General features: G+C 65.4%; 26 protein-coding genes. 12 read left to right on the top strand and 14 right to left on the bottom strand.

What is annotated here, in order from left to right:
• Positions 1–114 precede the first annotated feature (114 nt).
• The 7 genes from Azoinq_RS07995 to Azoinq_RS07965 form a co-directional block, all read right to left on the bottom strand.
• Positions 115–423, bottom strand: coding sequence for a HypC/HybG/HupF family hydrogenase formation chaperone (locus Azoinq_RS07995; protein ID WP_216130227.1), 309 nt, complete (start codon positions 421–423; stop codon positions 115–117).
• Positions 414–1,121, bottom strand: a complete 708-nt coding sequence (locus Azoinq_RS07990) for a transglutaminase-like domain-containing protein (protein ID WP_216130229.1) — start codon at positions 1,119–1,121, stop codon at positions 414–416. Before Azoinq_RS07990 ends, Azoinq_RS07995 begins: the two co-directional genes overlap by 10 nt.
• The gene (gene hypF, locus Azoinq_RS07985; protein WP_216130231.1) at positions 1,114–3,537 is read right to left on the bottom strand and encodes a carbamoyltransferase HypF; all 2,424 of its coding nucleotides are present in this window, start codon (positions 3,535–3,537) and stop codon (positions 1,114–1,116) included. The genes Azoinq_RS07990 and hypF overlap by 8 nt, the downstream gene beginning before the upstream one ends.
• A gap of 132 nt (positions 3,538–3,669) precedes the next feature.
• Positions 3,670–4,740 (bottom strand): hydrogenase nickel incorporation protein HypB, encoded by a 1,071-nt coding sequence (hypB, locus tag Azoinq_RS07980; protein ID WP_216130233.1) that lies wholly within the window; start codon positions 4,738–4,740, stop codon positions 3,670–3,672.
• 221 nt (positions 4,741–4,961) lie between these two features.
• Positions 4,962–5,309 carry a hydrogenase maturation nickel metallochaperone HypA gene (gene hypA / locus Azoinq_RS07975; protein ID WP_216130235.1) on the bottom strand — a complete coding sequence of 116 codons (348 nt, stop codon included), beginning with the start codon at positions 5,307–5,309 and terminating at the stop codon, positions 4,962–4,964.
• Positions 5,302–6,363 (bottom strand): nickel-dependent hydrogenase large subunit, encoded by a 1,062-nt coding sequence (locus Azoinq_RS07970; protein WP_216130237.1) that lies wholly within the window; start codon positions 6,361–6,363, stop codon positions 5,302–5,304. The genes hypA and Azoinq_RS07970 overlap by 8 nt, the downstream gene beginning before the upstream one ends.
• A gap of 86 nt (positions 6,364–6,449) precedes the next feature.
• Positions 6,450–7,670 (bottom strand): HD domain-containing protein, encoded by a 1,221-nt coding sequence (locus tag Azoinq_RS07965; RefSeq protein ID WP_216130239.1) that lies wholly within the window; start codon positions 7,668–7,670, stop codon positions 6,450–6,452.
• Between the two features lie 309 nt (positions 7,671–7,979).
• Here Azoinq_RS07965 and ccmA point away from each other — a divergent pair, with 309 nt between their 5' ends.
• The 9 genes from ccmA to ccmI all read left to right on the top strand — a co-directional run bounded on the left by ccmA (position 7,980) and on the right by ccmI (position 14,697).
• Entirely contained in the window at positions 7,980–8,603 is a 624-nt protein-coding gene (gene ccmA / locus Azoinq_RS07960) for a cytochrome c biogenesis heme-transporting ATPase CcmA (RefSeq protein WP_216130241.1), read from the top strand.
• On the top strand, positions 8,597–9,265 hold the full coding sequence (gene ccmB / locus Azoinq_RS07955) for a heme exporter protein CcmB (RefSeq protein WP_216130243.1): 669 nt from the start codon (positions 8,597–8,599) through the stop codon (positions 9,263–9,265). The genes ccmA and ccmB overlap by 7 nt, the downstream gene beginning before the upstream one ends.
• A gap of 42 nt (positions 9,266–9,307) precedes the next feature.
• Positions 9,308–10,057 (top strand): heme ABC transporter permease CcmC, encoded by a 750-nt coding sequence (ccmC, locus tag Azoinq_RS07950; protein ID WP_216130245.1) that lies wholly within the window; start codon positions 9,308–9,310, stop codon positions 10,055–10,057.
• A 20-nt stretch (positions 10,058–10,077) separates the two neighbouring features.
• The gene (ccmD, locus tag Azoinq_RS07945; protein WP_216130247.1) at positions 10,078–10,278 is read left to right on the top strand and encodes a heme exporter protein CcmD; all 201 of its coding nucleotides are present in this window, start codon (positions 10,078–10,080) and stop codon (positions 10,276–10,278) included.
• Positions 10,275–10,766 carry a cytochrome c maturation protein CcmE gene (ccmE, locus tag Azoinq_RS07940; protein ID WP_216130249.1) on the top strand — a complete coding sequence of 164 codons (492 nt, stop codon included), beginning with the start codon at positions 10,275–10,277 and terminating at the stop codon, positions 10,764–10,766. The genes ccmD and ccmE overlap by 4 nt, the downstream gene beginning before the upstream one ends.
• Positions 10,767–10,791: 25 nt before the next feature.
• On the top strand, positions 10,792–12,759 hold the full coding sequence (locus tag Azoinq_RS07935; RefSeq protein ID WP_216130251.1) for a heme lyase CcmF/NrfE family subunit: 1,968 nt from the start codon (positions 10,792–10,794) through the stop codon (positions 12,757–12,759).
• A 74-nt stretch (positions 12,760–12,833) separates the two neighbouring features.
• A complete protein-coding gene (locus tag Azoinq_RS07930; protein WP_216130253.1) occupies positions 12,834–13,358 on the top strand; it encodes a DsbE family thiol:disulfide interchange protein in 525 nt (174 codons plus the stop codon).
• On the top strand, positions 13,355–13,843 hold the full coding sequence (locus tag Azoinq_RS07925; RefSeq protein WP_216130255.1) for a cytochrome c-type biogenesis protein: 489 nt from the start codon (positions 13,355–13,357) through the stop codon (positions 13,841–13,843). The genes Azoinq_RS07930 and Azoinq_RS07925 overlap by 4 nt, the downstream gene beginning before the upstream one ends.
• Positions 13,840–14,697 (top strand): c-type cytochrome biogenesis protein CcmI, encoded by an 858-nt coding sequence (gene ccmI, locus Azoinq_RS07920; protein WP_216130257.1) that lies wholly within the window; start codon positions 13,840–13,842, stop codon positions 14,695–14,697. The genes Azoinq_RS07925 and ccmI overlap by 4 nt, the downstream gene beginning before the upstream one ends.
• 205 nt (positions 14,698–14,902) lie before the next feature.
• Here the strand turns inward: ccmI and Azoinq_RS07915 are convergent, their stop codons facing one another.
• From Azoinq_RS07915 to Azoinq_RS07885, 7 genes are all read right to left on the bottom strand, one after another.
• Positions 14,903–16,351: a P-loop ATPase, Sll1717 family gene (locus Azoinq_RS07915; RefSeq protein ID WP_216130259.1), complete on the bottom strand. Its 1,449-nt coding sequence runs from the start codon at positions 16,349–16,351 to the stop codon at positions 14,903–14,905.
• A 159-nt stretch (positions 16,352–16,510) separates the two neighbouring features.
• Positions 16,511–17,296 (bottom strand): TatD family hydrolase, encoded by a 786-nt coding sequence (locus Azoinq_RS07910; protein ID WP_216130261.1) that lies wholly within the window; start codon positions 17,294–17,296, stop codon positions 16,511–16,513.
• Between the two features lie 44 nt (positions 17,297–17,340).
• The gene (locus Azoinq_RS07905; protein WP_216130263.1) at positions 17,341–18,582 is read right to left on the bottom strand and encodes a D-amino acid dehydrogenase; all 1,242 of its coding nucleotides are present in this window, start codon (positions 18,580–18,582) and stop codon (positions 17,341–17,343) included.
• Positions 18,583–18,735: 153 nt separating this feature from the next.
• Positions 18,736–21,042 carry a RelA/SpoT family protein gene (locus tag Azoinq_RS07900; protein ID WP_232368444.1) on the bottom strand — a complete coding sequence of 769 codons (2,307 nt, stop codon included), beginning with the start codon at positions 21,040–21,042 and terminating at the stop codon, positions 18,736–18,738.
• Positions 21,043–21,081: 39 nt separating this feature from the next.
• On the bottom strand, positions 21,082–21,288 hold the full coding sequence (rpoZ, locus tag Azoinq_RS07895; RefSeq protein WP_216130265.1) for a DNA-directed RNA polymerase subunit omega: 207 nt from the start codon (positions 21,286–21,288) through the stop codon (positions 21,082–21,084).
• 42 nt (positions 21,289–21,330) lie between these two features.
• Positions 21,331–21,939: a guanylate kinase gene (gene gmk, locus Azoinq_RS07890; protein WP_216130267.1), complete on the bottom strand. Its 609-nt coding sequence runs from the start codon at positions 21,937–21,939 to the stop codon at positions 21,331–21,333.
• Positions 21,940–21,999: 60 nt separating this feature from the next.
• Complete coding sequence (locus tag Azoinq_RS07885) at positions 22,000–22,866, bottom strand: YicC/YloC family endoribonuclease (protein WP_216130269.1); 867 nt, start codon at positions 22,864–22,866, stop codon at positions 22,000–22,002.
• A gap of 97 nt (positions 22,867–22,963) precedes the next feature.
• Here Azoinq_RS07885 and Azoinq_RS07880 point away from each other — a divergent pair, with 97 nt between their 5' ends.
• From Azoinq_RS07880 to rph, 3 genes are read left to right on the top strand one after another with little or no spacing between them, the layout of a single operon-like run.
• Entirely contained in the window at positions 22,964–23,920 is a 957-nt protein-coding gene (locus tag Azoinq_RS07880) for a serine/threonine protein kinase (RefSeq protein WP_216130271.1), read from the top strand.
• Positions 23,920–24,834 (top strand): PP2C family protein-serine/threonine phosphatase, encoded by a 915-nt coding sequence (locus tag Azoinq_RS07875; RefSeq protein WP_216130273.1) that lies wholly within the window; start codon positions 23,920–23,922, stop codon positions 24,832–24,834. Before Azoinq_RS07880 ends, Azoinq_RS07875 begins: the two co-directional genes overlap by 1 nt.
• A gap of 40 nt (positions 24,835–24,874) precedes the next feature.
• Positions 24,875–25,591 (top strand): ribonuclease PH, encoded by a 717-nt coding sequence (gene rph, locus Azoinq_RS07870; RefSeq protein ID WP_216130275.1) that lies wholly within the window; start codon positions 24,875–24,877, stop codon positions 25,589–25,591.
• Positions 25,592–25,637 lie beyond the last annotated feature (46 nt).

Below are 25,637 nucleotides of genomic sequence, written 5' to 3'. Positions count from 1 at the left end.
CGGGAAAGGGGCGTGGATTGGCGATCTGGCTAGACCCCCCTTGGAGCATGGCCTGGGGCAACCCTGTCCCGGGCAGCCCGGCCACCAGGGCCGTCCGGTGGGGATCTCCCCGGCTCATGACCGCTCTCCCAGGGAGGGAGCCCCGGCTGGGGCGGCTTCTCCGGAGAGGCCCGTGCCGTCTTCGGTCTGGCCCGGTTCCCCGGCCCCTTCCGCCCCCAGTTCGGCAAACAGGGCCAGGGTCCGTTCCGCCTCTTCCGGGTCCAGCCGGGTCAGGGCGTAGCCCACGTGGAGAATGACGTAATCCCCCACGGCCACCCCGTCCACCAGGGCCAGGGATATTTCTTTCTGAACCCCCCCCAGGTCCACCCGGGCCTGATCATCGGGAAGCAATTCCACCACTTTGGCGGGTAGGGCTAAACACATGGTTGGGGTTCTCCAAAAAGGCCCGTGGGGGAGACGGGCAAAGCAAGGCAGACATTATCCGGTCCCCCGTCCGCCGGGGACAAGGTGGCCCGGTCCGGCAAATGGGGCAGCAGTTGGTCCAGGGTTTCCCCGGTGTTCAGGGCCGCCACCAGGGCAGGCAGAGGGCGGCTGAAAATCCAGGGGAAATCCTGCTCTTCCGGGCTCGCCAGGGGAAAGGCCAGGATTTCCCGGGGCGGTTCAAAGCGGGCGTCCACTCCGGGCTTATTGCCCCGGGCATCCACCCGGAACCAGCCCAGATCGGGCAAATAAAGGGCATTCAGGCCGTGCAGGCAGCACTGGGGGCTCCCCGCCGCCAGCACCAGACGCTGGTAGCAGAGCCCGGCGGGAATACGGTTGGCCCGCAGCAGGGCGGCCAGGAGATGGCTCTTGGCGTAGCAAAGGCCCGCGGTCTCCGCCAGCACCCGGGAGGCCCGGCAGGTCACCGGGGCCAGGTTGTAATCGATGCTGTGGCGAATCTGGTCCCGCACAAACAAAAAGCAGGCTTCCGCCACCCGGCGGGGCTCACCCCGGCCCGCCGCCCCCAGTTCTTCCGCCAGGGCCAGGACGGCAGGCTGATCCCAGTCGATTTCCGGGGAGCATTCCAGGAAGGGGGCGAAATCAACGTCCCCAGGGCGGGTAGGAGCAAGGGCTTCAGTCATGGCCAAGACTCAAAAGACGGCGGCCAATCCAGGCTTGGCCCAGGGACAGGCCCCCGTCGTTGGGGGGCGCCTGGCGGGCTTCCAGGACGGACAGGCCCCGGGCCACCAGCTGGGTCACCAGGGCCTGGGAAAGGACGTGGTTGAGCAGGCAGCCGCCCCCCAGAGCCACGGTGGACAAGCCTTCCCGGGCAGCGGCAGCAGCGGTCCAGTCCGCCAGGGCGGCGGCCAGGGTGAGGTGGAAGCGGGCCGAGCCCAGGGCCGGGTCCGGACACTCGGCCAGCCAGGCCAGGAGGGGGGCAAAATCCAGGTCCCCGGCGCCATCCACGGTCCAGCCCCCGGGCAGGGGCGGCAGGGGGCCGTGGTCCGCCAGCCAGGCGTCCGCCAGACCTTCCAGTTCCATGGCGGCCTGGGCCTCGAAGCTTTGTTTGGCGCGCAGACCCAGGAGGCCGCTCACCCCGTCGAACAGGCGGCCCAGGCTGGAGGTGCCTGGGCAATTCAGGCCCCGGGCCAGCATCTGGCCGATGCCCTGGGCCAGGGTCGGGTCCAGATCCGGATAGCGGCGGGCCAGGAAGGCCGGGATGTCCGCCCCCCGGCCCAGGCGCCAGAGAGCCGCGGCGGCTAGGCGCCAGGGCTCCCGGGCGGCCTTGTCCCCCCCGGGCAGGGCCAGGGGGGTAAGGCCGGCCAGACGCTGCCACTCGGCCCCGTCCACCCGCAGCAATTCCCCGCCCCACAATTCCCCGGCGGGGCCCAGGCCGAAGCCATCCAGGGCCAGGCCGAGCACCGGTTTGCTGCGCCCGGCCTGGGCCCCGTTTTCCGCCAGCACGGCGGCGATATGGGCGTGGTGGTGGGCGATGGGATAGGCGGGAAGGCCCCGGGCGGCGGCGAAATCCGCCGCCAGCCGGGAGGAAGGGAAATCCGGGTGCAGGTCGTAGGCCACCGCCGCCGGGGTGGCGTCCAGCACGTGGAGCAGGTGGCGGGCCGCCTGTTCCAGGTAATCCACCGTGGCGGCGTTGCCCAGGTCGCCGATGTGCTGGGAGAGAATGGCTTCCCGGCCCTTGAGGACACACAGGGTGTTTTTCAAAAAGCCGCCAAAGGCCAGCACACAGGGGCCGTCGTCCGCAAGCTTGATGGGCCGGGGGGTCTGGCCCCGGCCCCGGCGCAGAAACTGGACGGCGCCCCCGGCGTGGCGCACCACCGAATCGTCGGCCCGCACCACAATGTCCCGGTCGTGGAGCAGATAGGCATCCGCCAGACCGGCCAGGCGGCTCAAGGCCTGGGCGTTGTCCGTCACCAGGGGCTCACCCCCCGGATTGGCGCTGGTCATGACCAGACTCAGATCCTGGGGAGCCGCCAGCCAGGACAGGCCCGAGGGGCAACCGGCGGCGGCGTGGAAGAGCAGGTAATGGAGGGGGGCGTAGGGCAACATGCAGCCCAGCCAGGACAGGCCAGGAGCCACATTGGCCGCCAGGGGCGCGGCCCCCGGGGCCGCCTGGGCCCGGCGGCGCAGCAGCACAATGGAGCGTTCCGGCAGTTCCAGGAGCCCGGCTTCGTCCCCGGAAAGCTGGCAGAGGCGGCCCACGCTGGCCACATTGGCCAGCATCAGGGCGAAGGGCTTTTCTTCCCGCTGTTTGCGGCGCCGCAGTTCGGCCACGGCGGCGGCATTGGCGGCATCGCAGGCCAGATGGAAACCGCCGTAGCCCTTGATGGCGACGATTTTCCCCGCCTTGAGGAGGGCCACCGCCGCCAGCACCGGGTCATCCCCGGCGGTGGGCAGACCGGCACCGGCCAGGGACCGCCCCCGGGCATCCAGCAGGCTCAGCCGGGGACCGCACACCGGGCAGCAGTTGGCTTCTGCGTGAAAACGCCGGTTGGCCGGGTCCCCGTATTCCCGGCCGCATTCCGGGCATAGGGGAAAGGGGGCCAGGGCGGTGCGGGCCCGGTCGTAGGGCAGTTCCCGGGTGATGGAATAGCGGGGGCCGCAGTGGGTACAGTGGGTGAAGGCGTAGCGGTAACGCCGGTTGTCCGGGTCGAACAATTCCCGCAAACAGTCGTGGCAGAGGGCGCTATCCGGGCCGATGGCGGTGCTGGCGTGGCCGCCCCGGCTTTCCAGAATGAGGAAACCGGGCAGGCCCCCTTCCGGAGCCGCCTGGCGCTGTTCCACCCCTTCCACCCGGGCCAGGGAGGGGGCTTCGCTGCGCAGCCGGGCGACAAAGCGCTCCAGGGCCGGAGCCGGGCCCCGGGCTTCGATATCCACCCCTTCCGCGTCATTGCGCACCCAGCCGGACAGGCCCAGCTCGAAGGCCAGCCGATAGACGAAGGGACGATAGCCCACCCCCTGGACCAGGCCCCGCACCCGAATGCGGCGGCACTGGCCGGCCAGGGAAGGCAGGGAGGAAGAAGGAGCGGCGGCGCCCATGTCAGGCCTGTGCAGCGTAAACGGTGGGGGGAAAATATCCGGCGGTTTCACCGCCCCGCCGCCAGGCCCGCCGCCCCACCTGAAATCGGGAGGCAGCGGCCCGGCCTGGGGCCGGAACCGGGGGAAAGCCCATCACCGGGAGGCCGTGGGCGCAGACGGGGCATCCCCCTGGGCGGCCAGTTGGGCCTCCAGCTGGGCGATGCGGGCCTTGAGCCCGGCCACCGTAGCCTGGCGCTGGCCCTTGGCCTTCGCCAGGGCCCCTTCGATCCAGGCCAGCCAGTCCCCGAAACCTTCCCCGGTGGTGCTGGAAAGACGGATCACTTCCAACTGGGGATTGACCCGGCGGGCATAGGCTTCCGCCTGATCCGCATCAAACTGGAGATGGGGCAGCAGGTCGCATTTGGAAAGGAGCATGAGCTGGGCGGCCCGGAACATGTCCGGATATTTGAGGGGCTTGTCCTCCCCTTCCGTGACGGAAAGGATCACCACCTTGGCCGCTTCCCCCAGGTCAAAGGCGGCGGGACAGACCAGATTGCCCACGTTTTCCACCAGCAGCAGGCTATCCTCCGCCACCTTCAGCTGTTCCAGGGCATGGCCCACCATGTGGGCGTCCAGGTGGCAGCCCTTGCCCGTATTGATCTGCAAGGCCGGGGCTCCGGTGGCCCGGATACGGTCCGCGTCGAAACTGGTCTGCTGATCCCCTTCCACCACCGCCACCGGCACCTTGCCCCGCAAGGCTTCCACGGTGCGGCAGAGCAGGGTGGTCTTGCCCGAACCCGGGCTGGACACCAAATTCAGGGCCAGCACCCCCTTTTCCCCCAGCTGCTGCCGGTTGCGGGCCGCATAGGCATCGTTCTTGGAAAGGATGTCCTTTTCGATCTGCACCATGCGGGACTGGCTCATCCCCGGGGCGTGGGCCCCCGCCGGGCCGCTGCCGTAATTGAGCTGGCCTTCGCCATGGGAATGGTCATGGCTGTGGGCATGGTCGTGGCCGTGATCGTGCTCATGGCTGTGACCGTGGTCATGATCGTGGGCCTGTTCCGCCACCTCCGGCGAGGGAGCGTGGCTGTGGGCCGTGCCGTCTGCATGGACGTGCCAATGGGGATCATCCCCGTGGGTATGGGGGTGGGAATGATCGTGGGGGTGGAGGGCCTCGCCTTCAATCCGGGCTTCGCCCTCACCGCAACCGCAAGTGGTGCACATGTTTTTTTCTCCTAGGGGAGGGGTAATTTTAGGCGTTTTGGCCGAAATTTTCCCCTGGCCGCCCTGGCTTTTTCCCCTGATCGGCCAAGGATTTGCCAAGAGCATGGGGCGGAATCGCCGCCCCCATTCTTTCGGAATAAACCCGCCGGGTCGGGAAAGACCGTCCCACGGCCTTCCCCACCCGGCGGGGGCCGGGCCCGAGGGCGGCCGAGGGGTACGGCTCAGTCATCCACTTCCAGTTCCCGCACCCGCATTTCCGTGCCGCTGATGGGTTGAACCGGATAGCCGCCGCAGGCGGGACAGGGGTCGTACACCTGATCCAGGGCCACTTCCTGGCCGCAATTGAGGCACAGGCCCCGGCCCGGCACCTCCACGATTTCCAGCCGGGCCCCGTCCGCCACCGTGCCCTTGCTCACCGCCTCAAAGCAGAAGGCCATGGCCTCGGGCTCCACGGAGGAAAGGCGGCCGATTTCCAGCACCACCGCCTTGACCCGGGCAAAGCCCTGGGGACCCTTGGCCGCGTCTTCCACGATCTGCAACACCCCTTCCGCCAGGGACATTTCATGCATGGCGGCCTCCCCGGGGAGCTTCCCCGCCCTCATCCCAGGTCAGGGACCACTCCACGCAGGGGTCCAGGGACAGGGCCAGACCTTCCGCCAGATGGCGGGCAGCCTCCCGGTCCGGCGCCTGAAGGCCCGTTACGTCCGTGATGAAGGCCCCCTGGGGATGAAAATTCCATTCCGTGGGGGCGATGATGCCGTAGTGGAGAATGCGCTCGTCCTTCACCTGCAAAATGTGCAGCAGGGGCCCCCGGGCCGTTTCCACCCGGGCCAGACCCGTGCCCGACCCCAGGTTGGCGCCTCCCACCCAGTCCGGGGGCAGGCCCTGATCCGGGGCCTGGGCCGCCAGTCGGGTAAGTTCGGCGCAGCGGGCCGCCAGCCGGGCCGCCGGACGGCGGCCTTGGTCCCACAACTGGCGGATTTCCTGGGCTGCCGCCCCGTCCTCCGAACCGCCCAGAAGGCGGGCCAGGGGGCCGGTTTCCACCGCCCCCTCGGACAAGGCCGGGGCCGCCGCCACCTCTTCCCAGCCCCCTGCCAGCCACACGGGCAGGAGAAAGTCCGCCCATTCCCCCAGATCCATCCCGGGCAGGGGCTGGACCGGAGAGGGCGCCAGGGCGGGCAGGGCCGCCGCCCCTTCCCGAAAATCTGCCCAGACGGGCAGGGCCGCCCCCTCCAGGGCCTGGCCCTGGAGCAGATGGCAGCGCCAGACGGGAAAATCATTCAGCCTAGGCCCGGTGCCGAACCAACGGGGCCAATCCAGGGCCAGCCGCCACAGGTGTTCCCCCACCACTTCCCGCCACAGGCCCACCAGCCGCTGATGCCGTTCATCAGGACGGGGACGCAGGCCCAGGGCCGCTTCCAGGGCCACCCGGGCCGCCACCCCCTGGGCCGTGCCGCACAGGCTGAAGAGCCGGGGCACCAGGGCCAGGGCCTCTCCCACGGGCCGCCCGTTAAGCAGGCGGGCCGCCAGGGGCCGTCCGGCGGCCACCCGGGCGCCGGTAATGGCACCGTCCCCCCAGGCCAGGGCCAGTTCCAATCGATTTTCAGGCAAGGAAGAAGTCACGCCCGCCTCCCAGGCAGTGAATACAGAGGAGCCTGCATGTTACCCGCCCCGGCGGTGGGGACAAACGGGCAAGCCCTCAACCGCCCCTAACGCCGAGCGGTGAGCAGGAACACCGGGTAGTCCCCCTGGGGTTTGTGCACCACGCTGGCGTCCGTCACCGCCACCTGGAGGAAGCCCGCGTCCCGGGCGGCCTTGGCCAGCCAGTCCCGGTCGAAGCCGGTGTGGAACACCCCCGTATCTTCCTGGTGGAAGCTGCCGTCTTCCGTATCCAGGTCGGCCACGGCGAGGAAACCGCCGGGGCGGGTAACCCCATGGAGCTTGGCCAGCAGGGCGGGCACGTCCCGGATGTGGTGCAGGGTCATGGAGGAAACTACCCCGTCAAAACCGGCGTCGCCCCCCTCCTCCGGCGCCAGGACGGCGGACCAGTCCCCTTCCAGGTCTGCCGCCACCAGGGTGAGGGCGCAGGGCAGGGCGGCCCGTTTTCGCTCCAGCTGGGCGTTCATGGCAGCGGACTGGTCAATGGCGGTAAAGCGGCCCACCTGGGGCGCCAGGGCTTCCAGAAGCAGGCCGGTGCCGGAGCCGAAATCCAGGAGATGCATGGCGGGGGCCAGGGGCACGGCGGCCTGGATGGCCCGGGCGATGTTGGCCACGTTGTCCGTGCGATGGCCGCCCTGGTCGAAGGCGGCGGCTTTGTGGGCGAAAAAGTCTCGGGTCACGGTATTTTCCTCATCGGGTAACAACCAGCCTTGGGCAACACACTCGTCCAGACGTTGCACCAACCAGGCGTAAATTTCCGGGGCCTGCTGGGCAATCACCTGATTGCGGGCCAGCACCTGGGAGCGACGTACGGACCAGTCCTGCCAGGAACGGCCCTGGGTGGCGAGATTGCTGAGAAAGGGCAGGAGCCGGTCCAGCACCTTGACCCAGCGGGCCTCCCGGCTTTCCTGGGCTTCGTATTCCTGCCACAGGGCCTGGAGTTCCGGGCCGAATTTCAGGCCGAAACCGGCCAGCCGGGCCACGCCCCGGGCTTCCGCCTGATGCTGGTCGGCCCGCTGGCTGTACACCGGCGTGTCCCCGGCGTCGATCTCGCACAGGTCGTGGATCAGGGCCATGGTCAGGGCCTTGGGTAAGTCCAGGGGCAGGTCCAGTTCCCGGGCCAGGGTCACCAGGCCCAGGGCCAGATGCCAGCTGTGTTCCGCCGAATTTTCGTGGCGCTCCCCGGTGCACAGGTACCCGGCCCGGGTCACCCCTTTGAGCTTGTCCGCCTCCACCAGAAAGGCGGCCAGGGCTTCCATATTCGCTGCCATTTGCCTTGTTTCCCTTGAGCCAAACGGTAAAGTTAAGCACGTTCCGGCCCCCGCGTCAGCCGCCCGGCCCGCCCCCGGGCTCCGCCCTTCCCGCGCCTCCCTGGGGTCGGGGGCACGGAGGCCAGAAGGGAAGGAAAAAGGGAGGCGGACAGGGCGCCCCAGGCGCCCCCCTCTTCCCCCGCCGGGCCCGGGACCGGCAAAAAGCCCGCACCGCCGGATGTAACAAGCTTTCCCGGATTTTGCTTCTGCCCGATCCAAGGCTAAAATCCGGCCTTCTCCTTGCCACGGCTAGTCCCCCCTTCTCTCCCCATGCTGGAAGCCTCCCAATTGGAATGTGTGCGCGGCGACCGACGCCTGTTCGCCGGCGTGGATTTCCGCGTGGACGCCGGGGAACTGCTCTATCTCCAGGGCCGTAACGGGGCGGGCAAGACCAGCCTGCTGCGCATGATCGTGGGTCTGGCCCAGCCCGCCGCCGGGGAAATCCGCTGGCGGGGCGAACCGGTGCGCCAGCTGGCCGAGGATTACCGGGCCGAGCTGTGCTACCTGGGCCACCACAACGCCATCAAGGAAGAACTCACCCCCCTGGAAAACCTCCTTTCCGGCGCCCGCCTGGCGGGGGTCCGCCTGACGGAAGAGGAAGCCCTGGATGCCCTGGCCCGGGTGGGTTTGGGAGGACGGGAAGATTTGCAGGCCAAATACCTGTCCCAGGGCCAGAAGCGCCGGGTCGGGCTGGCCCGCCTGATCCACGACCGGCACGCCCTGTGGGTGCTGGACGAGCCCTTTGTGGCCCTGGACGTGGCGGCGGTGGACATGGTGGCCGGGCTTATCGGCGGCCACCTGCAACGGGGCGGACTGGCGGTGATGACCACCCACCAGGCGGTGGATATTCCCGCCGGAGCGGTGCGCAGCCTGACCCTGGGGGCCCCATGCTGAACATCGTCTTCACCGTCATCGCCCGGGATCTGAAGCTCGCCCTGCGGCGCCAGGCCGATCTGGTCTCCGCCCTGTTTTTCTTCATTATCGTGGTCAGCCTCTTCCCCCTGGGTATTGGTCCGGAAATGGACCTGCTGCGCAAGCTGGCCCCCGGGGTACTGTGGGTCGCCGCCCTGCTGGCCACCCAGCTCACCCTGCCCCGCCTGTTCGGGGACGATTACCGGGACGGCACCCTGGAACAGCTGGTGCTCACGCCCCAGCCCCTGACCCTGGTGGTGCTGGGCAAAACCCTGGCCCACTGGCTCACCACCGGCCTGCCCCTGACCCTGCTGGCCCCGGTCCTGGGGCTCCAGTTCGATCTTTCCGGGGAGGCCCTGGAAATCCTCACCCTGGCCCTGCTCCTGGGCACCCCGGCCCTTTCCGCCATCGGTGCCATCGGCGCGGCCCTCACCCTGGGCCTGCGGGGCGGCGGGGTGCTGGTATCCCTGCTGGTCCTTCCCCTGTATATTCCCGTGCTGATTTTCGGCGCCGGTGCCGTGGATGCAGCGGTGACGGGCCTGGGGCCCCAAGCCCACCTGTCCCTCCTCGGCGCCATCCTGGGGGGGAGCCTGGTACTGGCCCCCTGGGCCAGCGCCGCCGCCCTGCGCATTTCCCTGGAGTAGCCCCACCATGACCCACCGGGCGGCCGCCCTTCGAGGCCAAGCATGAACAACCGACTGATCAACTGGTTCAAGTTCTCCTCCCCCGCCACCTTCTACCCCCTGGCGGGCCGGCTGATTCCCTATTTCGCCGCCCTGGCCGTGGTGTTCGGCGCCTGGGGGCTGTGGCTGGGCCTGTTCGTCGCCCCCACGGACTTCCAGCAGGGGGAAGGCTACCGGATCATTTTTGTGCACGTGCCCGCCTCCTGGATGAGCATGTTCATCTATCTGGTCATGGCCTTCTGGGCCGGGCTGGGTCTGGCCTTCAATACCCGGCTGTCGGGCATGATGGCCACCGCCCTGGCGCCGACCGGCGCCTTTTTCGCCTTTCTCTCCCTGTGGACCGGCGCCCTCTGGGGCAAGCCCATGTGGGGCACCTGGTGGGTGTGGGACGCCCGGCTCACCTCGGAACTGATCCTGCTCTTCCTCTACATCGGCTTTATCGCCCTCCAGTCCGCCATTGACGACCCGCGCCGGGCGGACAAGGCCGGGGCCGTGCTGGCCCTGGTAGGGGTAGTCAATGTGCCCATCATCTATTTCTCGGTGAAATGGTGGAACACCCTGCACCAGGGCGCTTCCGTCTCCCTCACCAAGTCCCCCTCCATGGCCGCCACCATGCTCTGGGGCATGCTGCTCCTGGCCCTGTGCTTCTGGATGTACACCATTGCGGTGGTCCTGGCCCGGGTGCGGGTCATCATGCTGGAACGGGAACGGCACACGGAGTGGGTGCGGCAACTGCTGCTGCCCCGGCCTTAAGCCCGGGGGAAGGAACGACCATGCATTGGAACAGTCTCAATGATTTTCTCGCCATGGGGGGCTACGCCGGCTATGTCTGGGGCTCCTTCGGCGCCACCGCCCTGATGTTGATCGGCGAACCCCTGCTGCTGGCCCGGCGTCGCCGGGCCCTGACCGCCCGGTTGCGGCGCCAGCTGGCGGCGGAAGCCCGGGAACAGTCAGGGGAAAGGACTCCGGAATGAAGACCCGCCATAAACGCATTGTTCTGATCGTGGCCGCCCTGGCCATTCTGGGGGGCGCCACCGCCCTGGTACTGAACGCCTTAAACAGCAATATCGCCCTCTACATTTCCCCCACCGACGTGGTGGCGGGCAAGGCCCCGGAAGGCAAGGCCTTCCGCATCGGCGGTCTGGTGGAAAAGGGCACCCTGAAACGGGAAGCAGACGGAGTGACCATGAGCTTCATCGTCACCGATACGGATAAATCCATCCCGGTGCGCTACAAGGGCATCCTTCCCGACCTGTTCCAAGAAGGTAAAGGGGTGGTGGCCCAGGGCAAGCTGGAAAACGGGGTGTTTGTTGCCTCGGAAGTCCTGGCCAAGCACGACGAAAACTACATGCCGCCGGAAGCCAAAAAAGCGGTGGATGACGCCCATGCCCGGGGCGCGGCCAAGGCGGCCGAAAAAGCCGCCAAAGACGGCGCCGCTCCCCAAGGTGGCAAGCCCCAATAACCCCCGGTAACCGAAAGCCGTTCCCATGATTCCAGAAATTGGGCATTTCGCCCTGATCCTCGCTTTCTGCCTGGCCCTGGTGCAAGGCATCCTGCCCCTGGCGGGCGCCCATCGGGGCCAGGTGGCCTGGATGGCCCTGGCCCGTCCCGCCGCCCGGTCCCAGACCCTGATGGTGGTGGTGGCCTTCGCCTGCCTCACCATCGCCTTTGTGCAAAGCGACTTTTCCGTAGTCTATGTGGCGGAAAACTCCAATTCCCTCCTGCCCACGGCCTACAAGGTAGCGGCGGTGTGGGGCGGCCATGAAGGCTCCCTGCTGCTCTGGTCCCTCATGCTCTCCCTGTGGACCCTGGCCGTCACCTTCTTCTCCCGCCAGCTGCCGGACGCCATGGTGGCCCGGGTAATCGGGGTGCTGGGCCTGGTAGCCGCCGGCTTCCTGCTCTTCATCCTCACCACCTCCGACCCCTTCCTGCGCCTCTTGCCCGCCGTGGCGGAAGGCCGGGATTTGAATCCCCTGTTGCAGGACCCGGGGCTGGTGGTCCATCCCCCCATGCTTTACATGGGCTATGTGGGCTTTTCCGTGGCCTACGCCTTTGCCGTGGCCGCCCTCCTCTCCGGCCAGCTGGATGCGGCCTGGGCCCGCTGGTCCCGGCCCTGGACCCTGGCCGCCTGGATTTTCCTCACCCTGGGCATCTGCCTGGGCTCGGGCTGGGCCTACTATGAACTGGGCTGGGGCGGCTGGTGGTTCTGGGACCCGGTGGAAAACGCTTCCTTCATGCCCTGGCTGGTGGGCACGGCCCTGATCCACTCCCTGGCGGTGACGGAAAAACGGGGCAGCTTCAAGAACTGGACGGTGATGCTGGCCATCGGCGCCTTCTCCCTTTCCCTCCTGGGCACCTTCCTGGTCCGTTCCGGGGTGCTTACCTCGGTGCACGCCTTCGCCACCGATCCCCGGCGGGGCATCTTCATCCTCATTTTCCTGGCCCTGGTGATCGGCGTCTCCCTCGCCCTCTTCGCCTGGCGCGCCCCCAAGGTGGGCCTGGGGGGCCGCTTCGGTCTGGTGTCCCGGGAATCCCTGCTGCTCACCAACAATGTGCTGCTGGTGGTGACCTGCGGCACCGTGCTCCTGGGCACCCTCTACCCCCTGATTATGGACGCCACGGGCTTCGGCAAAATTTCTGTGGGCCCCCCCTACTTTGACGCCGTGTTCGTGCCCCTCATGGTGCCCGTGGCTTTCCTCGTTGCGGTGGGCCCCTTTGCCCGCTGGAAGGCCGCCAGCATTCCCGAACTAATCCGGGTGCTGCGCTGGGCCCTGGTGGCCGCCATTATCGTGGGGGCCCTGGTGCCCCTGGCCTATGGCCGCTGGTCCGCCCTGGTGGCCCTGGGCATTCTCCTGGCCGCCTGGATACTCCTGGGCACCCTGCTCAATATCTACCAACGGGTACAGGCCACCCGGGGGCAGGATAGCTGGGTGGCTGCCCTGGCCCGCCAGCCCCGTAATTTCCTGGGCATGCACCTGGCCCACCTGGGGGTAGCCGCCTTCATCGTGGGGGTCAGCCTGGTGAAGGGTTACGAGGTGGAAAGCGACGTGAAAATGGCCGAAGGCGATACCACGGAAGTGGCCGGCTACCAGTTCAAGTTCCAGGGCATCCGCACCATTCAAGGGCCCAACTACCAGGCCCAGCAGGGTGAGGTGGAAGTCTTCCGCAACGGCACCATGGTGGCCCAGCTGCGGCCGGAAAAACGCAATTACGCTTCCTCCGCCATGCCCATGACGGAAGCCTCCATTGACGCCGGTCTGCTCCGGGACGTGTATGTCTCCCTGGGCGAGCCCATCGACAAGTCCCAGCCGGAAGGGGCCTGGGCCGTGCGAGTCTATTACAAGCCCTTTGTGGATTGGATCTGGGCTGGCTGCGTGCTCATGGCCCTGGGCGGTCTGGTGGCCATCTCCGACCGGCGCTACCGGAACCGGCGTTCGCCCCGGACTACGGCTTGATCCCCCTGACTGGTCGCGTTCCGGGCTTCGGCCCGGGGCGCGGCTCCCCGAATCCTCTTGGAAGGTAAGCCTCCATGAATAAATTCCTCTGGCCCCTGATTGGTTTCGTCGCCCTCCTGGTGCTCCTGGCCGTGGGCCTCAACCTGGACCCCCGGGAAGTGCCCTCCCCCCTGGTGGGTAAGCCCGCCCCGGATTTCTCCCTGCCCCAACTCCAGGCCCCGGGCCAGCAGTTCAGCCCCAAGGACATGCGAGGCAAGGTCTGGCTCCTCAATGTGTGGGCCTCCTGGTGCGTCTCCTGCCGGGAAGAACACCCGATCCTGGTGGAACTGGCCCGCAGCGGTCAGGTGCCCCTGATCGGCATGGACTATAAGGACCAAAACCCGGACGCCCTGGCCTGGCTGAAGGACCGGGGGGACCCCTACCAGCTCACCGCCGTGGATAAGGATGGCCGGGTGGGTATCAATTACGGGGTGTATGGGGTGCCGGAAACCTATGTGATCGATAAACAGGGGGTGATCCGCTACAAGCAGATCGGCCCGGTGACCCCGGAAGCCCTGGAAAAGAAAATCCTGCCCCTGGTGAAGGAGTTGAACCAATGAGCGCCTCCCTGCGACCCTGGCTCACCGGCCTGGCCCTAAGCCTGGCCCTGCTCCAACCCCTGGGCGCCAGCGCCAAGGAAGCCGCGCCCCTGGCCCAGAACCCGGCGGTGGAAGCCCGCCTCCAGCACCTGGGCAAGGAACTGCGCTGCCTGGTGTGCCAGAACGAAACCATTACCGACTCCACCGCCGACCTGGCCCAGGACCTGCGCCAGGAAATCCGGGAACTGATCATCCAGGGTAAGACGGACCAAGAAATTAAAGACTACCTGGTGGCCCGCTACGGGGACTTCGTCCTCTACCGCCCGCCGGTACAGAACAACACCCTGCTCCTCTGGTTCGGCCCCGCCCTCTTTTTCCTGGTGGGCCTGGGAGTCCTGGTGCGCTACCTGCGCCGCCGCACCCGACTGGCGGAAGCCACTGCCCGCAGCCTGAGCCCGGAAGAACGGGCCCGGGCCGAATCCCTGTTGAAAGACCAGCAGCCATGATCTCCTTTGCCATTGCCGCCGCCCTGCTCCTGGGCCTTGCCATTTTCATCATCGTCCCGCCCCTGCTGCGGGCTAAGCCCGAGGGGGCCGACCGGCAACAGGCCAATGTGGCCGTCTACCGGGACCAACTGGCGGAACTGGATAAGGAACGGGAGGCGGGCACCCTGGCCGATGGGGACTACCAGCAGGCCAAGGAAGAACTGGAAAGCCGCCTCCTGGAAGAAGTGGCCGCGCCCCAGGACGCCCCCGCCCCCCGTCCCGGCGCCGGGCGCACCACCGCCATTGTGCTGGCCCTGGTCATCCCCGCCGCCGCCTTGCTGGGCTACGCCCTGCGCGGCGAACCCCGGGGCCTGGACCCCAACCAGGTCCAACCCCAGGCCTCCGGCCAGCCCCAGGTGACCCCGGAACAGATCGCAGGCATGGTGGAAAAACTCGCCGCCCACCTCAAGGAAAACCCGGGGGACCAACAGGGCTGGGTCATGCTGGCCCGCTCCTACAAGGTCATGGGCCGCTTCCCGGAAGCCGCCGACGCCTTCGCCAAGGCGGGAGACATGGTGGACAGCGACCCGGCCCTCCTGGCCGACTACGCCGAAACCTTGGCCCGGGCCCAAGACGGCAAATTCGCCGGCAAACCCACCCAGCTCCTGGAAAAAGCCCTGAAAAAGAATCCCAACCAGCCCCAGGCCCTGGTCCTGGCCGGTGTGGCTGCGGGCGAACGGGAAGACTACCCGGCCGCCATTGCTTACTGGAAGCGGCTGCTTCCCATGGTGCCCCCTGGGTCGGATGAGGAAAAGGCGATTCAGGACGGGATTGGACGGCTGGAGGCTAAGGCGAAGGAAGGTGGGAAGAAGTAAGGAAGGAAGGAAATTGCAGGAATAAAAAGGGGCCAAGGATGGCCCCTTTTTATTGGGATGGCTGATTACGACCCTTAGCGGAAGTAGGCGGCCTAGAGAAGCCGACGTTCAGAAACGTTCGAGGTAACAGGCGCAGAACGGCTTGACTAGGCTTGGCCCAGAATGAAATGGCGGGCCCAACCCAGGCATGCCGTGTAGCGTCCGGTTAACTGAGGAGTTCGGCCTCGTGGGCGGGCAGACTATTGTTTCTGTTGTCGCGAAGCCTGAGTACGCTGTGGTAGGCGGCCTGAATGCGCCAAATGAGCCCGTCATCTAGGTTGGCTTCATTTACGAGGAGATCCGGTTTCTGATCAAAGGAAAAGTACTCCTGAGCCGTTGCAGTCGCCGACGGTTGGTGACCAACTATGAAGCCAATCTTGAAAAGAAAGCGAGCGATCTCGATATCTGAAGGCTTGTCGCGCCCTTCGATGCTGATTTGCATATTGGGGATAACCTTGGTTCGGATGTGCGTAAGCAAATCCTCTGTGGGCAGGGCAGCTTGGCCTTTGGAGAAGGAATTCGCAATCATCTCGATCTGTCCACACTGAAGTTTGTGTTCTCGCGCGATATCGTTTAGGCGATATTTGCCGTAGTCGAAGAGGATATCTCTGATATGCCCATCTGTTATCTTGTTGCTTTTAGTCCGAACTGCCACCGCGCCGGCCATTCGTCCCAATTGGGCAGCCCACCGAGGGCGCCCCACAGACCAGACATGAATCTGGTCAGGGAATGTGTTCTTGAACACGAGCATGCAAAGTTTTGTGTCGCTGAATTTAGCAACGTCGGACTCGGGCATTCTTTTTTCTAGACGCAGATAGCTGGAGACTCGCTCAGCCAGAATCTTTTTTGTTTCAGCTCTACTCCATCGAATGTCTCGGACATATTGATCGGCCTTGTCGAGAGCTTCGTCGGTGCGTTCGATAGTCGTCCATACATCTGATCGAATGCTTGCGCGTATGACTACGCCCTTGAAATTCGCTGCAAGCTCGCGACAGGCAGAAAAAAACGTGGAGAGTCGGCGGATTTCGTCTCTTCCGCCTTCAAATGTTGCATCAATGTCGTCAAGGATTAGCCAAACTGTCTTTTCTTCGTTTTCAATTACGCGACTTAGCAGCGCTTTGTCGTCTTTTATCTGCGTGGATTGAAGTCCAAGCTTTCCCTTAACTCGCTCCAACAGGCCACCAACTAGATTCCGATTCTTCAGGCCTGCTAGTTCGGCTGCTTCCACGAGGGCCATTTTGTCGTCGGAAAAGGCGGCACCTATTTGGCTTCCTAAGGCTCGATTAATTACTGCGCATATACGCTGTTGCCAGTCGTGAATATGTTCTGTCGGAGACAGAGTCTCGACTTTCTTTTGCGCAACTAGGTCGCCACCCTTTACTGATATAACTAAATTCGACTCAACCAAATCGGCACGGAATGCGCACTCCCTCAGAAGCGCAGATTTCCCGAGGCCTTTCCGCGCCCGAGCTACTAAAAAGCGCTCGTCTGGATCAAAAAAGCTCTCAAACACAGGTTGCATTACGAAGTACGAGTTCAGGCGCTCTGCGCTTTCATCATCGGCTGCTTCATTTCCCCAAAGTTTGCGCGAGTCGAGTTGAATATTCAGGCTCATTTTCTCTCCAGTTGTTGGCGACTCACAAAAAAGGAGACGCAGACCGAGTATAAATAGATTTGGCATTATGCTAAAGGGTTGATATACAGCACGCCAATGCCTGCTATCTGAGGGTTTCTGTGAAGGACTGCATCTGGCCGTCTCCAGCCCTTCACCCACTTATATACCAAACACCTCCCGCCCATTCCAGCTCGTCGCTGCCGCCACTTCCTCCACCCCGATTCCCCGCAATTCCGCCAGCACCGCCCCGTAGCGGGGGAGGTATTCGGGCAGGTTGGGGCCCTGGGGGGCGAAGGCGGGGGGGATATCGGGCGCGTCGGTTTCCAGGACCAGGGCGTCCAGGGGCAGGGTGGCGGCCAGATGGCGGATGCGGGTGGAGCCGCTGTAGGTGAGGGTGCCGCCAAAGCCCAGCTTGAAGCCTAGCTGAATGAACTGTTCCGCCTGTTGCTGGCTGCCGTTGAAGGCGTGGGCGATGCCTCCGGGCACCGGGTGGCGACGCAGGTGTTTGAGCACCGTATCCACGGCCCGACGCACATGGAGCAGCACGGGCAGGTTGAATTGGCGGGCCAGTTCCAGTTGGGCGACGAAAAACTGTTCCTGGCGTTCCCGGGCGGCCGGATCGGCCCAGGCGGGGATGTAGCCGTCCAGGCCGATTTCCCCCACCGCCACGGCGGGCCGGGGGCCCTGGCGGCTGGCGGCGAGCTGCTGTTCCAGGCGCAGCAGGTCGTCGGGGCCTGCCCGGTCCAGGTAGAGGGGATGGAGGCCATAGGCCGGGTAGGCGCCGGGCACGGTGGCGGCGCAGTGGTCCACGGCGGCAAAGGTGTCCGCCGTGACCGCCGGAATAATCAGGGTGGTCACCCCCAGGGCCCGGGCCCGGGCGGCCACCTCCTCATAGTCGGCGGCGAATTCCGGGGCATCCAGATGGCAGTGGGTGTCGATCCACATGGTGGGGCCTCAGGCGGAAGGGGTGGCGCCCAGGCCCATGGCGCCTAGCCTTCCAGGAAGGGGAAATCCGCCTCCGGGCGGCGGCCGGAGACCAGCTCCGCCAGGGAGGAGGCGGAACCGCAGGAGAGGGTCCAGCCCAGGGTGCCGTGGCCGGTGTTGAGCCACAGGTTGGGGTAACGGGTGCGGCCGATATAGGGCATGCCGGAGGGGGTCACGGGGCGCAGGCCGCACCAGTATTCCGGGTCAGCGGCGGGCTTCAGGTCCGGGAACCATTCCCGGGCCCGGTCGAACAGGGCCTGACAGCGCACCGGGTTCAGGTCCAGGTTAAAGCCGTTGAATTCCGCCGTGCCCGCCACCCGCAGCCGGTCCCCCAGGCGGGACATGACGATTTTCCGTTCGTCGTCCGTGAGGCTGACCTGGGGCGCTTCCGAATCGGGGGAAAGGGGAATGGTGGCGGAGTAGCCCTTGCCCGGATAAACGGGCAGGGTAATGCCCAGGGGCCGCACCAGGGCCGGGCTGTAGCTGCCCAGGCAGACCACGTAGGCGTCCGCCGTGAGGAGCTGGCCCCCGGCCACCACCCCGGCCACCTGACCGCCGGCGGTAGCCAGCCGTTCGATGGGATGGCCCCAGAGAAAGCGCACCCCGGCGTCCTGGGCCACCTGGGCCAGGCCCTGGGTAAAGCGGTGGGCGTCCCCGGATTCGTCGGAGGGGGTGAAATCTCCCCCCACCAGCCGGGGCTTGGCGTGGGCCAGGGCGGGTTCAATGGCCACGCATTCGGCGGCGCTCACCGGACGCCGGTCCAGGCCGAACTGGCGCATGGCTTCCCCCGCCTTCAGGGCGGCGGCGTATTCCTCCGCATCGGTATAGATATGGAGAATGCCCTTGGTGAGGCAGTCGTAATCCACCGTCACCTCCTGGCGCAGGGCCTGGAGGCAGGAACGGCTGTAGAGGGCCAGATTGACCACCCGGCGCATGTTTTCCCGGGTGCGTCCCGGGGTGCATTCCCGCAGGAAGCGCAGGCTCCAGGAGAGGAGAGCCGGGTCCAGCCGGGGGCGGAACAACAGGGGCGCGTCTTCGTGGCCCATCATTTCCAGGGCCCGGAAGGGGGCCCGGGGATTGGCCCAGGGCTCGGCGTGGCAGACGGAAATCTGCCCCCCGTTGGCAAAGCTGGTTTCCATGGCGGCGGCCGGCTGACGCTCCACCACCGTGACTTCGTGGCCGGCCCGGGAGAGATACCAGGCGCTGGTCGTACCGACCACGCCCGCACCGAGAACAACGATTTTCACGATTTTCCTTGGTCTGACAAGGGAAGCGGAGGAGGGGGCGGCGTTGCGTTTCCCGGAGGGCCGGGGCCGGATTCCAGGGGAATCCCGGTCGGGCTCAAGCTGGGCATTTCTTCCGTCCTGCGACCAGTGCCTCCCGATGGGGTTAAAGGGGGGTTAAGTCTGTTCTTTTTGTTCCCGGGTGATGCGCACCACTTCCGGAATATGGCGCACCGCCCGCATCACGTTGGCCAGATGAATCCGGTTGGCCACCTGGATGGTGAATTGGAGGGTGGTGAAGAAGCCCGGATCGGGAGCCATGTTCACCTTCTCGATATTGGAACCGGCCTCAGCGATTTCCGTCGCCACCTTGGCCAGCACGCCCCGCTCGTTGCGGGCTTCCACCTTGATATCCACGTCGAAGAGTTTGCCCGGTTCCGGGGACCATTCCACGTCGATCCACTTGTGGGGCTCGTTGCTCCGGGATTTGCGGATCACCTGGCAGTCGTGGGTGTGGACCACCAAGCCCTGGCCCTTTTTGATGGAGCCAATGATGGGGTCCCCGGGAATGGGGCGGCAGCAGGGGGCAAGCTGGATGGCCATGCCTTCCGTGCCCCGGATCACCACGGAGGTGGGCTTGGCGCTGGCCAGCAGGGGAGAGGCCTGGTGGGCCAGGAGACGCCGGGCCACCACGGCGGCCAGCCGTTTGCCCAGGCCGATTTCCGTATAAACCTCTTTGACGGAACGGTGGCCGGATTCCTTCACCACCCCGTCCCAGGCCGCCGGGGGCAGGTCCGCCGGGTTAATGCCCAGGGACAGGAGTTCCTGTTGCAGCAGCCGATCCCCCAGGGAGGCGGATTCTTCCTGCTGGCGGGTCTTGAGGAAATGGCGAATCTTGCTCCGGGCCCGGCCGGTCTTCACGTAGGACAGCCAGGCTGGATTGGGATTGGCGTGGGCGGCGGTGATGATTTCCACCTGATCGCCGCTATTCAGCTCGGTGCGCAGGGGCATGAGCTCGTAATTGATCTTGGCCGCCACGCAACGATTGCCCACGTCCGTGTGCACCGCATAGGCAAAATCCACCGCCGTGGCGCCCCGTGGCAGGGAAAGAATCTTGCCCTTGGGGGTGAAGACATAAACGTCGTCCGGGAACAGGTCGATTTTGACGTGTTCGAAAAACTCCGCCGTATCCCCCGTGGAGCTTTGCAGTTCCAACAGGGACTGGAGCCAGCGGTGGGTCTGGTACTGGAGTTCGGCGGCGCTCTTTTCCGAATCTTTGTAAAGCCAGTGGGACGCCACCCCTTCCTGGGCCACGTGATGCATTTCCTGGGTACGGATTTGCACTTCGATAGGAGTGCCGTAGGGGCCGATCAGGGTGGTGTGGAGGGACTGGTAACCGTTGGCCTTGGGAATGGCCACGTAATCCTTGAACTTGCCCGGCAGGGGCTTGTAGAGGGCGTGGAGGTAGCCCAAGGCCAGATAGCAGGTGGGCACGTCCTTGACCACCACCCGGAAACCGTAGATGTCCAGCACCTGGGAAAAGGTCAGGTGCTTTTCCACCATCTTGCTGTAGATTGAATAGAGGCTCTTTTCCCGACCGAAGACCTGGGCCTCGATGCTGGCCTCCTTCATCTTGGTCTGGATGCCATCCAGGATTTTGGTGAGCAGCTCCCGCCGGTTGCCCCGGGCGGCCTTCATGGCCTTGGCCAGCACCCCGTAGCGCAGGGGATAGATGTTCTTGAAGGAAAGGTCCTGCAACTCCCGGAAAATCTTGTTCAGGCCCAGCCGGTTGGCGATGGGGGCGTAGATTTCCAGGGTTTCCCGGGCAATGCGGCGCCGCTTGTCGGGCCGCATGCAACCCAGGGTCTGCATGTTGTGCAGACGGTCCATGAGCTTGATGAGAATGACCCGAATGTCCCGGGCCATGGCCAGGAGCATTTTGCGGAAATTTTCCGCCTGGGCTTCCTGGTAGGAGGTGAATTCGATTTTCTCCAGCTTGGAGAGACCGTCCACCAGATCCGCCACCGGCTTGCCGAAGCGGGAGGCCACCTCTTCCTTGGTGGCCGGGGTGTCTTCCACCACGTCGTGGAGCAGGGCGGCCATGATGGCCGTGGCGTCCAGACGCCATTCCGCCACCGCCCCGGCCACGGCCAGGGGGTGGGTGATATAGGGTTCGCCGGATTGGCGGGTCTGGCCCCGGTGGGCCGCCTCGGCGTAAAGGAAGGCTTCCTTGACCCGGGCCAGTTCATCCGGACGCAGGTAATCCAGGCTGTCCAGGAACACTTGGTAGGCCGGATCATTGGCGAAGGGATTGGGACGAACGTCCCCGGGAGCGGGTTCCGGGGTTGGCGCGGCAGCCTCCGGAGCGGAGGGCGTTACCGTGACTTCGGCGGGAGGCAGGGAAACAGGGGGGGGAGAAACGGGGGAAACGGGTGCTTCAATGAGGCCCACCGCTCCCGAAGGAGCGGCGGATTGGGGCTGCATCGCAGGGTCCATAATGCGGCATCGCCCCGTCAGGCCGGATTAGGCCTGTCCCCGGTTGAGCACTTCCAGGCCAACCAGGCCTTCGGAAAGTTCCCGCAGGGCGATCACCGTGGGCTTGTCCTTATCCGCTTCCACCTGGGGCGTGGCGCCATTGGCCAGTTGCCGGGCGCGGTAGGTGGCCGCCAGGGTCATCTGGAAGCGGTTGGGGATACGTTTCAGGCAGTCTTCAACAGTAATACGGGCCATGGTAAATCCAATCTATGACGGAATGCGGGCGCCAGGCGCCAATCAAAGCAGGGCGGCGAAGAGTTCGCCGTGGTTTTCCCGCTGGGCCACCAGACTCAGGCGGCAGGAGCGAACCACCGCGAGAAGGTCGTCCAGCGCGGTCTGCAACTCGTTATTAATAATAACATAGTCGCACTCTCCCACATGGCGCATCTCGTCCCGAGCCACGGCCAGACGCCGTTCTATGACTTCCGGGGCGTCCGTGCCCCGACCAGAGAGACGCCGTTCCAATTCGGCGATGGAAGGGGGCAGAACAAAAATGCTGATGGCCTCGGGGAAAAGGCGCCGCACCTGGGCCGCGCCCTGCCAGTCGATTTCCAGCAGCACATCCTTGCCCTTGGCCATTTCCCCCTCGATCCAGACCCGGGAGGTGCCATAGTAATTGCCGTAAACCTCGGCCCACTCCAGCAGTTCCTGGCGTTCGATCATGCCCTTGAAGCTGGGCACGTCCACGAAGTGGTAGGCCTTGCCGTCTTCTTCCCCGGCCCGGGGCGCCCGGGTGGTGTAAGAGATAGACAGGCGGATGGCCGGATCGTTCTCCAGCAGCAGGCGCACCAGGGTGGTTTTGCCGGCGCCGGAGGGGGCGGTGATGATGAAAAGATGTCCGCTCATGGCTGGTGACTCGGTGATTCCTAAGGAAGGGGTAGCAAAGCCGGACCCGTGGGGCCCGGACTATTCCAGATTCTGCACCTGTTCCCGCATCTGCTCGATGAGCAGTTTAAGGTCTACGGCAGCGTCGGATACGGCGCTGACCACGGATTTGGAGCCCAGGGTGTTGGCTTCCCGGTTCAGTTCCTGCATGAGGAAATCCAGGCGCTTCCCCACATTGCCCCCGGTCTTGATAATCCGGGCCACCTCTTCCAGGTGGGCGGTGAGGCGGGAGAGTTCTTCCGCCACGTCGATACGGGTGGCGAAGAGCACCACTTCCTGGCGCAGCCGTTCTTCGTCCACGCCCCCCAGGGCATCCACCAGCCGCTGCCGCAGCTTTTCCTGGAAGGCCGTTTGAATTTGGGGAATCTGGGGCGCTACTCGGGTAACGATGTCCCCCATGCGGGCGGCCCGATCCAGAATCATGGCCCCCAGCTTTTCCCCTTCCCGGGCCCGGGTGGCGGCGAAGTCTTCCAGGGCTTCCTGCAACAGGGACAGGCATTGGGGCTGGAGGGCAGCGAAGTCCGCTCCCTGTTCCCCCAGAATGCCGGGCCAGCGCAGCACGTCCGCCACCCCCAGGGGGGCCGCATCGGGCAGGGCGTTGCGCACCTCCCCGTCCAGCACCCGGAGGCGGGCGAGAATTTCCGTATTCAGGCTCAGCTGACGCACCTGGGTCTGGGCCGGCACAAAGGCCAGCCGCAGTTCCACCTTGCCCCGGGAGAGGCGGGCGGCAAGGGCTTCCCGCAGGGCGGGCTCCAGCAGGCGCAATTCGTCCGCCACCCGAAAATGGATGTCCAGGTAGCGAGAATTGACGCTCTTCAATTCCAGATGGAGGGAACCGCCGCCCACTTCGCGGGTGCGGACGGCATAGCCGGTCATGCTGTAGATCATGGGAATCCTGAGAGGGGAGGCGGAACTTCCGAGCGGCTTTACAGTCGCGGGGCAAAGCCCGAAAATGCACGAAACCGCTATCATAGCTTCGGAGTCCATGGCCCAACAAGCCAACCACCCCCTGCCGGCCGGATTTCAACTGGAAGAATATGTCATTCAAAACCAGCTCTCCGTCGGTGGCTTTTCCATCGTCTACCTGGCCAAGGATGGTTCCGGTCAGTCCGTGGCGATCAAGGAATATCTTCCCGCCAGCCTCTCCCTGAGAGGTGAAGGCCAGATCAAGCCCGTCATCCCCCAAGAACACCTGTCCGCCTTCCGCTACGGCATGAAGTGTTTCTTCGAGGAAGGCCGGGCCCTGGCCCGCTTGTCCCATCCCAACGTGATCCGGGTGTTGAACTTCTTCCGGGCCAATGACACGGTTTATATGGTCATGGAATACGAACGGGGGCGCACCCTCCAGGAGTTCATCCAGAGCCATCGGGATTCCCGCATCCACGAGCGCTTTATCCGGGGCGTCTTCAACCGCATGCTCAATGGCCTGCGGGAAGTCCATGCCCACAAGCTGCTGCACCTGGATCTGAAGCCTTCCAATATCTACCTGCGCACGGACAACACCCCGGTGCTCATCGACTTCGGTGCCGCCCGTCAGACCTTGCAGGCGGATGCCCCCATCCTCAAGCCCATGTACACCCCGGGTTTTGCCTCTCCGGAGCACTACCACAAGCGGGAACACCTGGGCCCCTGGAGCGACATTTACTCGGTGGGGGCCTCCATGTACGCCTGTCTGGCCGGGTCGGCCCCGCCCCCGGCGGACAAGCGCCAGGAAAAGGACGAACTGGTGCCCGCCATGGAGCGCTGGGAAGGTTCCTATTCGGACCAGTTGCTGGAAACCATCGACTGGTGCCTGTGCCTCAATTACCTCTATCGCCCCCAAAGCGTTTTCGCCTTGCAGAAGGCCCTGGCCGAATCCCCCCAGTTGCCCCAGGACAGCGGGAAGAAGGCGGATGACGGGTGGTTCAACCAGCTGGTGGGCAAGCTCAAGGGCAAGCACTGATGAAATTCACCATTTACCAGGAAAGCCGGGTCGGTAAACGGCCCAATAACCAGGACCGGATTGCCTACTGCTATTCCCGGGACGCCCTGCTCATGGTGGTGGCGGACGGCATGGGGGGCCATTACCACGGGGAAGTGGCGTCCCAGATCGCGGTTCAGACCCTCACCGGCGCTTTCCAGCGGGAAGCCCAGCCGGCCCTGGACGATCCCTTCCTGTTCCTGCAAAAGAGCCTCACCAACGCCCACCACGCCATTCGGGATTACACCCGGGACCACCAGTTGAAGGAATCCCCCCGCACCACCTGCGTGGCCTGCCTGATCCAGGACAATGTGGCCTACTGGGCCCATTGCGGCGATTCCCGCCTCTACCTGATCCGGGGCGGCCAGATTGTGGCCAAGACCCGGGACCATTCCCGGGTGCGCCTGCTCCTGGATGAAGGCCTGATCAACGAAGCCCAGGCCGCCATCCACCCGGACCGGAACAAGGTCTATAGCTGCCTGGGGGGCGACAATCTGCCGGAAATCGAGTTTTCCCGGAAAACCCCCATGGAAGCGGGGGACGTGCTGGCCCTGTGCACCGACGGGGTGTGGGGCGCGGTGAGCGACGACCTGATCCGGGACAAGCTCTACAATACGGACCTCATGGTGTCCGCCCCCGCCCTCCTGGGGCTGGCGGAACTCCAGGGCGGCCCCCACGGGGACAACCTGTCCCTGGTGACGGCCCGCTGGGAAGACAGCTACAGCCCGGAATCCTCCATGAGCAGCATTTCCACCCAGACCATGCCCCTGGACATGGTGGCCACCCGCTTCGGGGAAATGGCCAAGGACGCCAATGAAAAAAGCGACCTGACCGACGCGGAAATCGAGAAAGCCATCGCGGAAATCCGTTCCGCCATTCAGAAATACCCCAAGTGACGGCTTGCCGCCGTCCCCCCCCTTTTTAAGGAGAAATTCCATGCGTCCCAGCCAACGCCGGAGCGACGAACTACGTCCCGTGCACATCACCCGCCATTTCACCTGCCACGCCGAAGGGGCGGTGCTCATTGAAGTGGGCAACACCAAGGTGCTGTGCACCGCCTCCGTGGAAGAAAACGTGCCCCCCTTTCTGCGGGGCAAGGGCCAGGGCTGGGTGACCGCCGAATACGGCATGCTGCCCCGCTCCACCCACACCCGGACGTCCCGGGAAGCAGCCAAGGGCAAGCAGACCGGCCGCACCCAGGAAATCCAGCGCCTCATTGGCCGCTCCCTGCGGGCGGTGACGGACCTGAAGGCCCTGGGGGAGCGCCAGATCACCCTGGACTGTGACGTGCTTCAGGCCGACGGGGGCACCCGCTGCGCCTCCATCACCGGCGCCTGGATCGCCCTGGCCGACGCCTGCGCCAAGCTGGTGGCGGACGGCAAACTGGCCACCAATCCGATCAAGGACCAGGTAGCCGCCGTTTCCGTGGGCATTTTCCAAGGCCAACCCGTGCTGGATCTGGATTACCCGGAAGATTCCAACTGCGACACGGACATGAATGTGATCATGACCGGGGCTGGCGGCCTGGTGGAAATCCAGGGCACCGCCGAAGGGGAACCCTTCTCCCGGGCAGAAATGAACACCCTGCTGGACCTGGCCCAGGCGGGCATCGGGCACCTCATCCAGGCCCAGAAACAGGCCCTGGGCGCCTAAGTTTTCCCCGCCCCCGGCCGGGGGCGGGAACCTATCCCGCCGGGAA

Source organism: Azospira inquinata (assembly GCF_018905915.1).
GTDB classification, from domain to species: Bacteria; Pseudomonadota; Gammaproteobacteria; order Burkholderiales; family Rhodocyclaceae; genus Azospira; species Azospira inquinata.
The sequence above is the reverse complement of the archived record's forward strand: the minus strand, read 5'-3'. Positions and strand labels throughout refer to the sequence as shown.

Bases quoted from the DNA above. Each gene is read 5' to 3' on its own strand.
- Azoinq_RS07995 (WP_216130227.1), bottom strand. From the start codon at position 423: ATGTGTTTAGCCCTACCCGCCAAAGTGGTGGAATTGCTTCCCGATGAT.
- Azoinq_RS07990 (WP_216130229.1), bottom strand. From the start codon at position 1,121: ATGACTGAAGCCCTTGCTCCTACCCGCCCTGGGGACGTTGATTTCGCC.
- hypF (WP_216130231.1), bottom strand. From the start codon at position 3,537: ATGGGCGCCGCCGCTCCTTCTTCCTCCCTGCCTTCCCTGGCCGGCCAG.
- hypB (WP_216130233.1), bottom strand. From the start codon at position 4,740: ATGTGCACCACTTGCGGTTGCGGTGAGGGCGAAGCCCGGATTGAAGGC.
- hypA (WP_216130235.1), bottom strand. From the start codon at position 5,309: ATGCATGAAATGTCCCTGGCGGAAGGGGTGTTGCAGATCGTGGAAGAC.
- Azoinq_RS07965 (WP_216130239.1), bottom strand. From the start codon at position 7,670: ATGGCAGCGAATATGGAAGCCCTGGCCGCCTTTCTGGTGGAGGCGGAC.
- ccmA (WP_216130241.1), top strand. From the start codon at position 7,980: ATGCTGGAAGCCTCCCAATTGGAATGTGTGCGCGGCGACCGACGCCTG.
- ccmB (WP_216130243.1), top strand. From the start codon at position 8,597: ATGCTGAACATCGTCTTCACCGTCATCGCCCGGGATCTGAAGCTCGCC.
- ccmC (WP_216130245.1), top strand. From the start codon at position 9,308: ATGAACAACCGACTGATCAACTGGTTCAAGTTCTCCTCCCCCGCCACC.
- ccmD (WP_216130247.1), top strand. From the start codon at position 10,078: ATGCATTGGAACAGTCTCAATGATTTTCTCGCCATGGGGGGCTACGCC.
- ccmE (WP_216130249.1), top strand. From the start codon at position 10,275: ATGAAGACCCGCCATAAACGCATTGTTCTGATCGTGGCCGCCCTGGCC.
- Azoinq_RS07935 (WP_216130251.1), top strand. From the start codon at position 10,792: ATGATTCCAGAAATTGGGCATTTCGCCCTGATCCTCGCTTTCTGCCTG.
- Azoinq_RS07930 (WP_216130253.1), top strand. From the start codon at position 12,834: ATGAATAAATTCCTCTGGCCCCTGATTGGTTTCGTCGCCCTCCTGGTG.
- Azoinq_RS07925 (WP_216130255.1), top strand. From the start codon at position 13,355: ATGAGCGCCTCCCTGCGACCCTGGCTCACCGGCCTGGCCCTAAGCCTG.
- ccmI (WP_216130257.1), top strand. From the start codon at position 13,840: ATGATCTCCTTTGCCATTGCCGCCGCCCTGCTCCTGGGCCTTGCCATT.
- Azoinq_RS07915 (WP_216130259.1), bottom strand. From the start codon at position 16,351: ATGAGCCTGAATATTCAACTCGACTCGCGCAAACTTTGGGGAAATGAA.
- Azoinq_RS07910 (WP_216130261.1), bottom strand. From the start codon at position 17,296: ATGTGGATCGACACCCACTGCCATCTGGATGCCCCGGAATTCGCCGCC.
- Azoinq_RS07900 (WP_232368444.1), bottom strand. From the start codon at position 21,042: ATGCAGCCCCAATCCGCCGCTCCTTCGGGAGCGGTGGGCCTCATTGAA.
- rpoZ (WP_216130265.1), bottom strand. From the start codon at position 21,288: ATGGCCCGTATTACTGTTGAAGACTGCCTGAAACGTATCCCCAACCGC.
- gmk (WP_216130267.1), bottom strand. From the start codon at position 21,939: ATGAGCGGACATCTTTTCATCATCACCGCCCCCTCCGGCGCCGGCAAA.
- Azoinq_RS07885 (WP_216130269.1), bottom strand. From the start codon at position 22,866: ATGATCTACAGCATGACCGGCTATGCCGTCCGCACCCGCGAAGTGGGC.
- Azoinq_RS07880 (WP_216130271.1), top strand. From the start codon at position 22,964: ATGGCCCAACAAGCCAACCACCCCCTGCCGGCCGGATTTCAACTGGAA.
- Azoinq_RS07875 (WP_216130273.1), top strand. From the start codon at position 23,920: ATGAAATTCACCATTTACCAGGAAAGCCGGGTCGGTAAACGGCCCAAT.
- rph (WP_216130275.1), top strand. From the start codon at position 24,875: ATGCGTCCCAGCCAACGCCGGAGCGACGAACTACGTCCCGTGCACATC.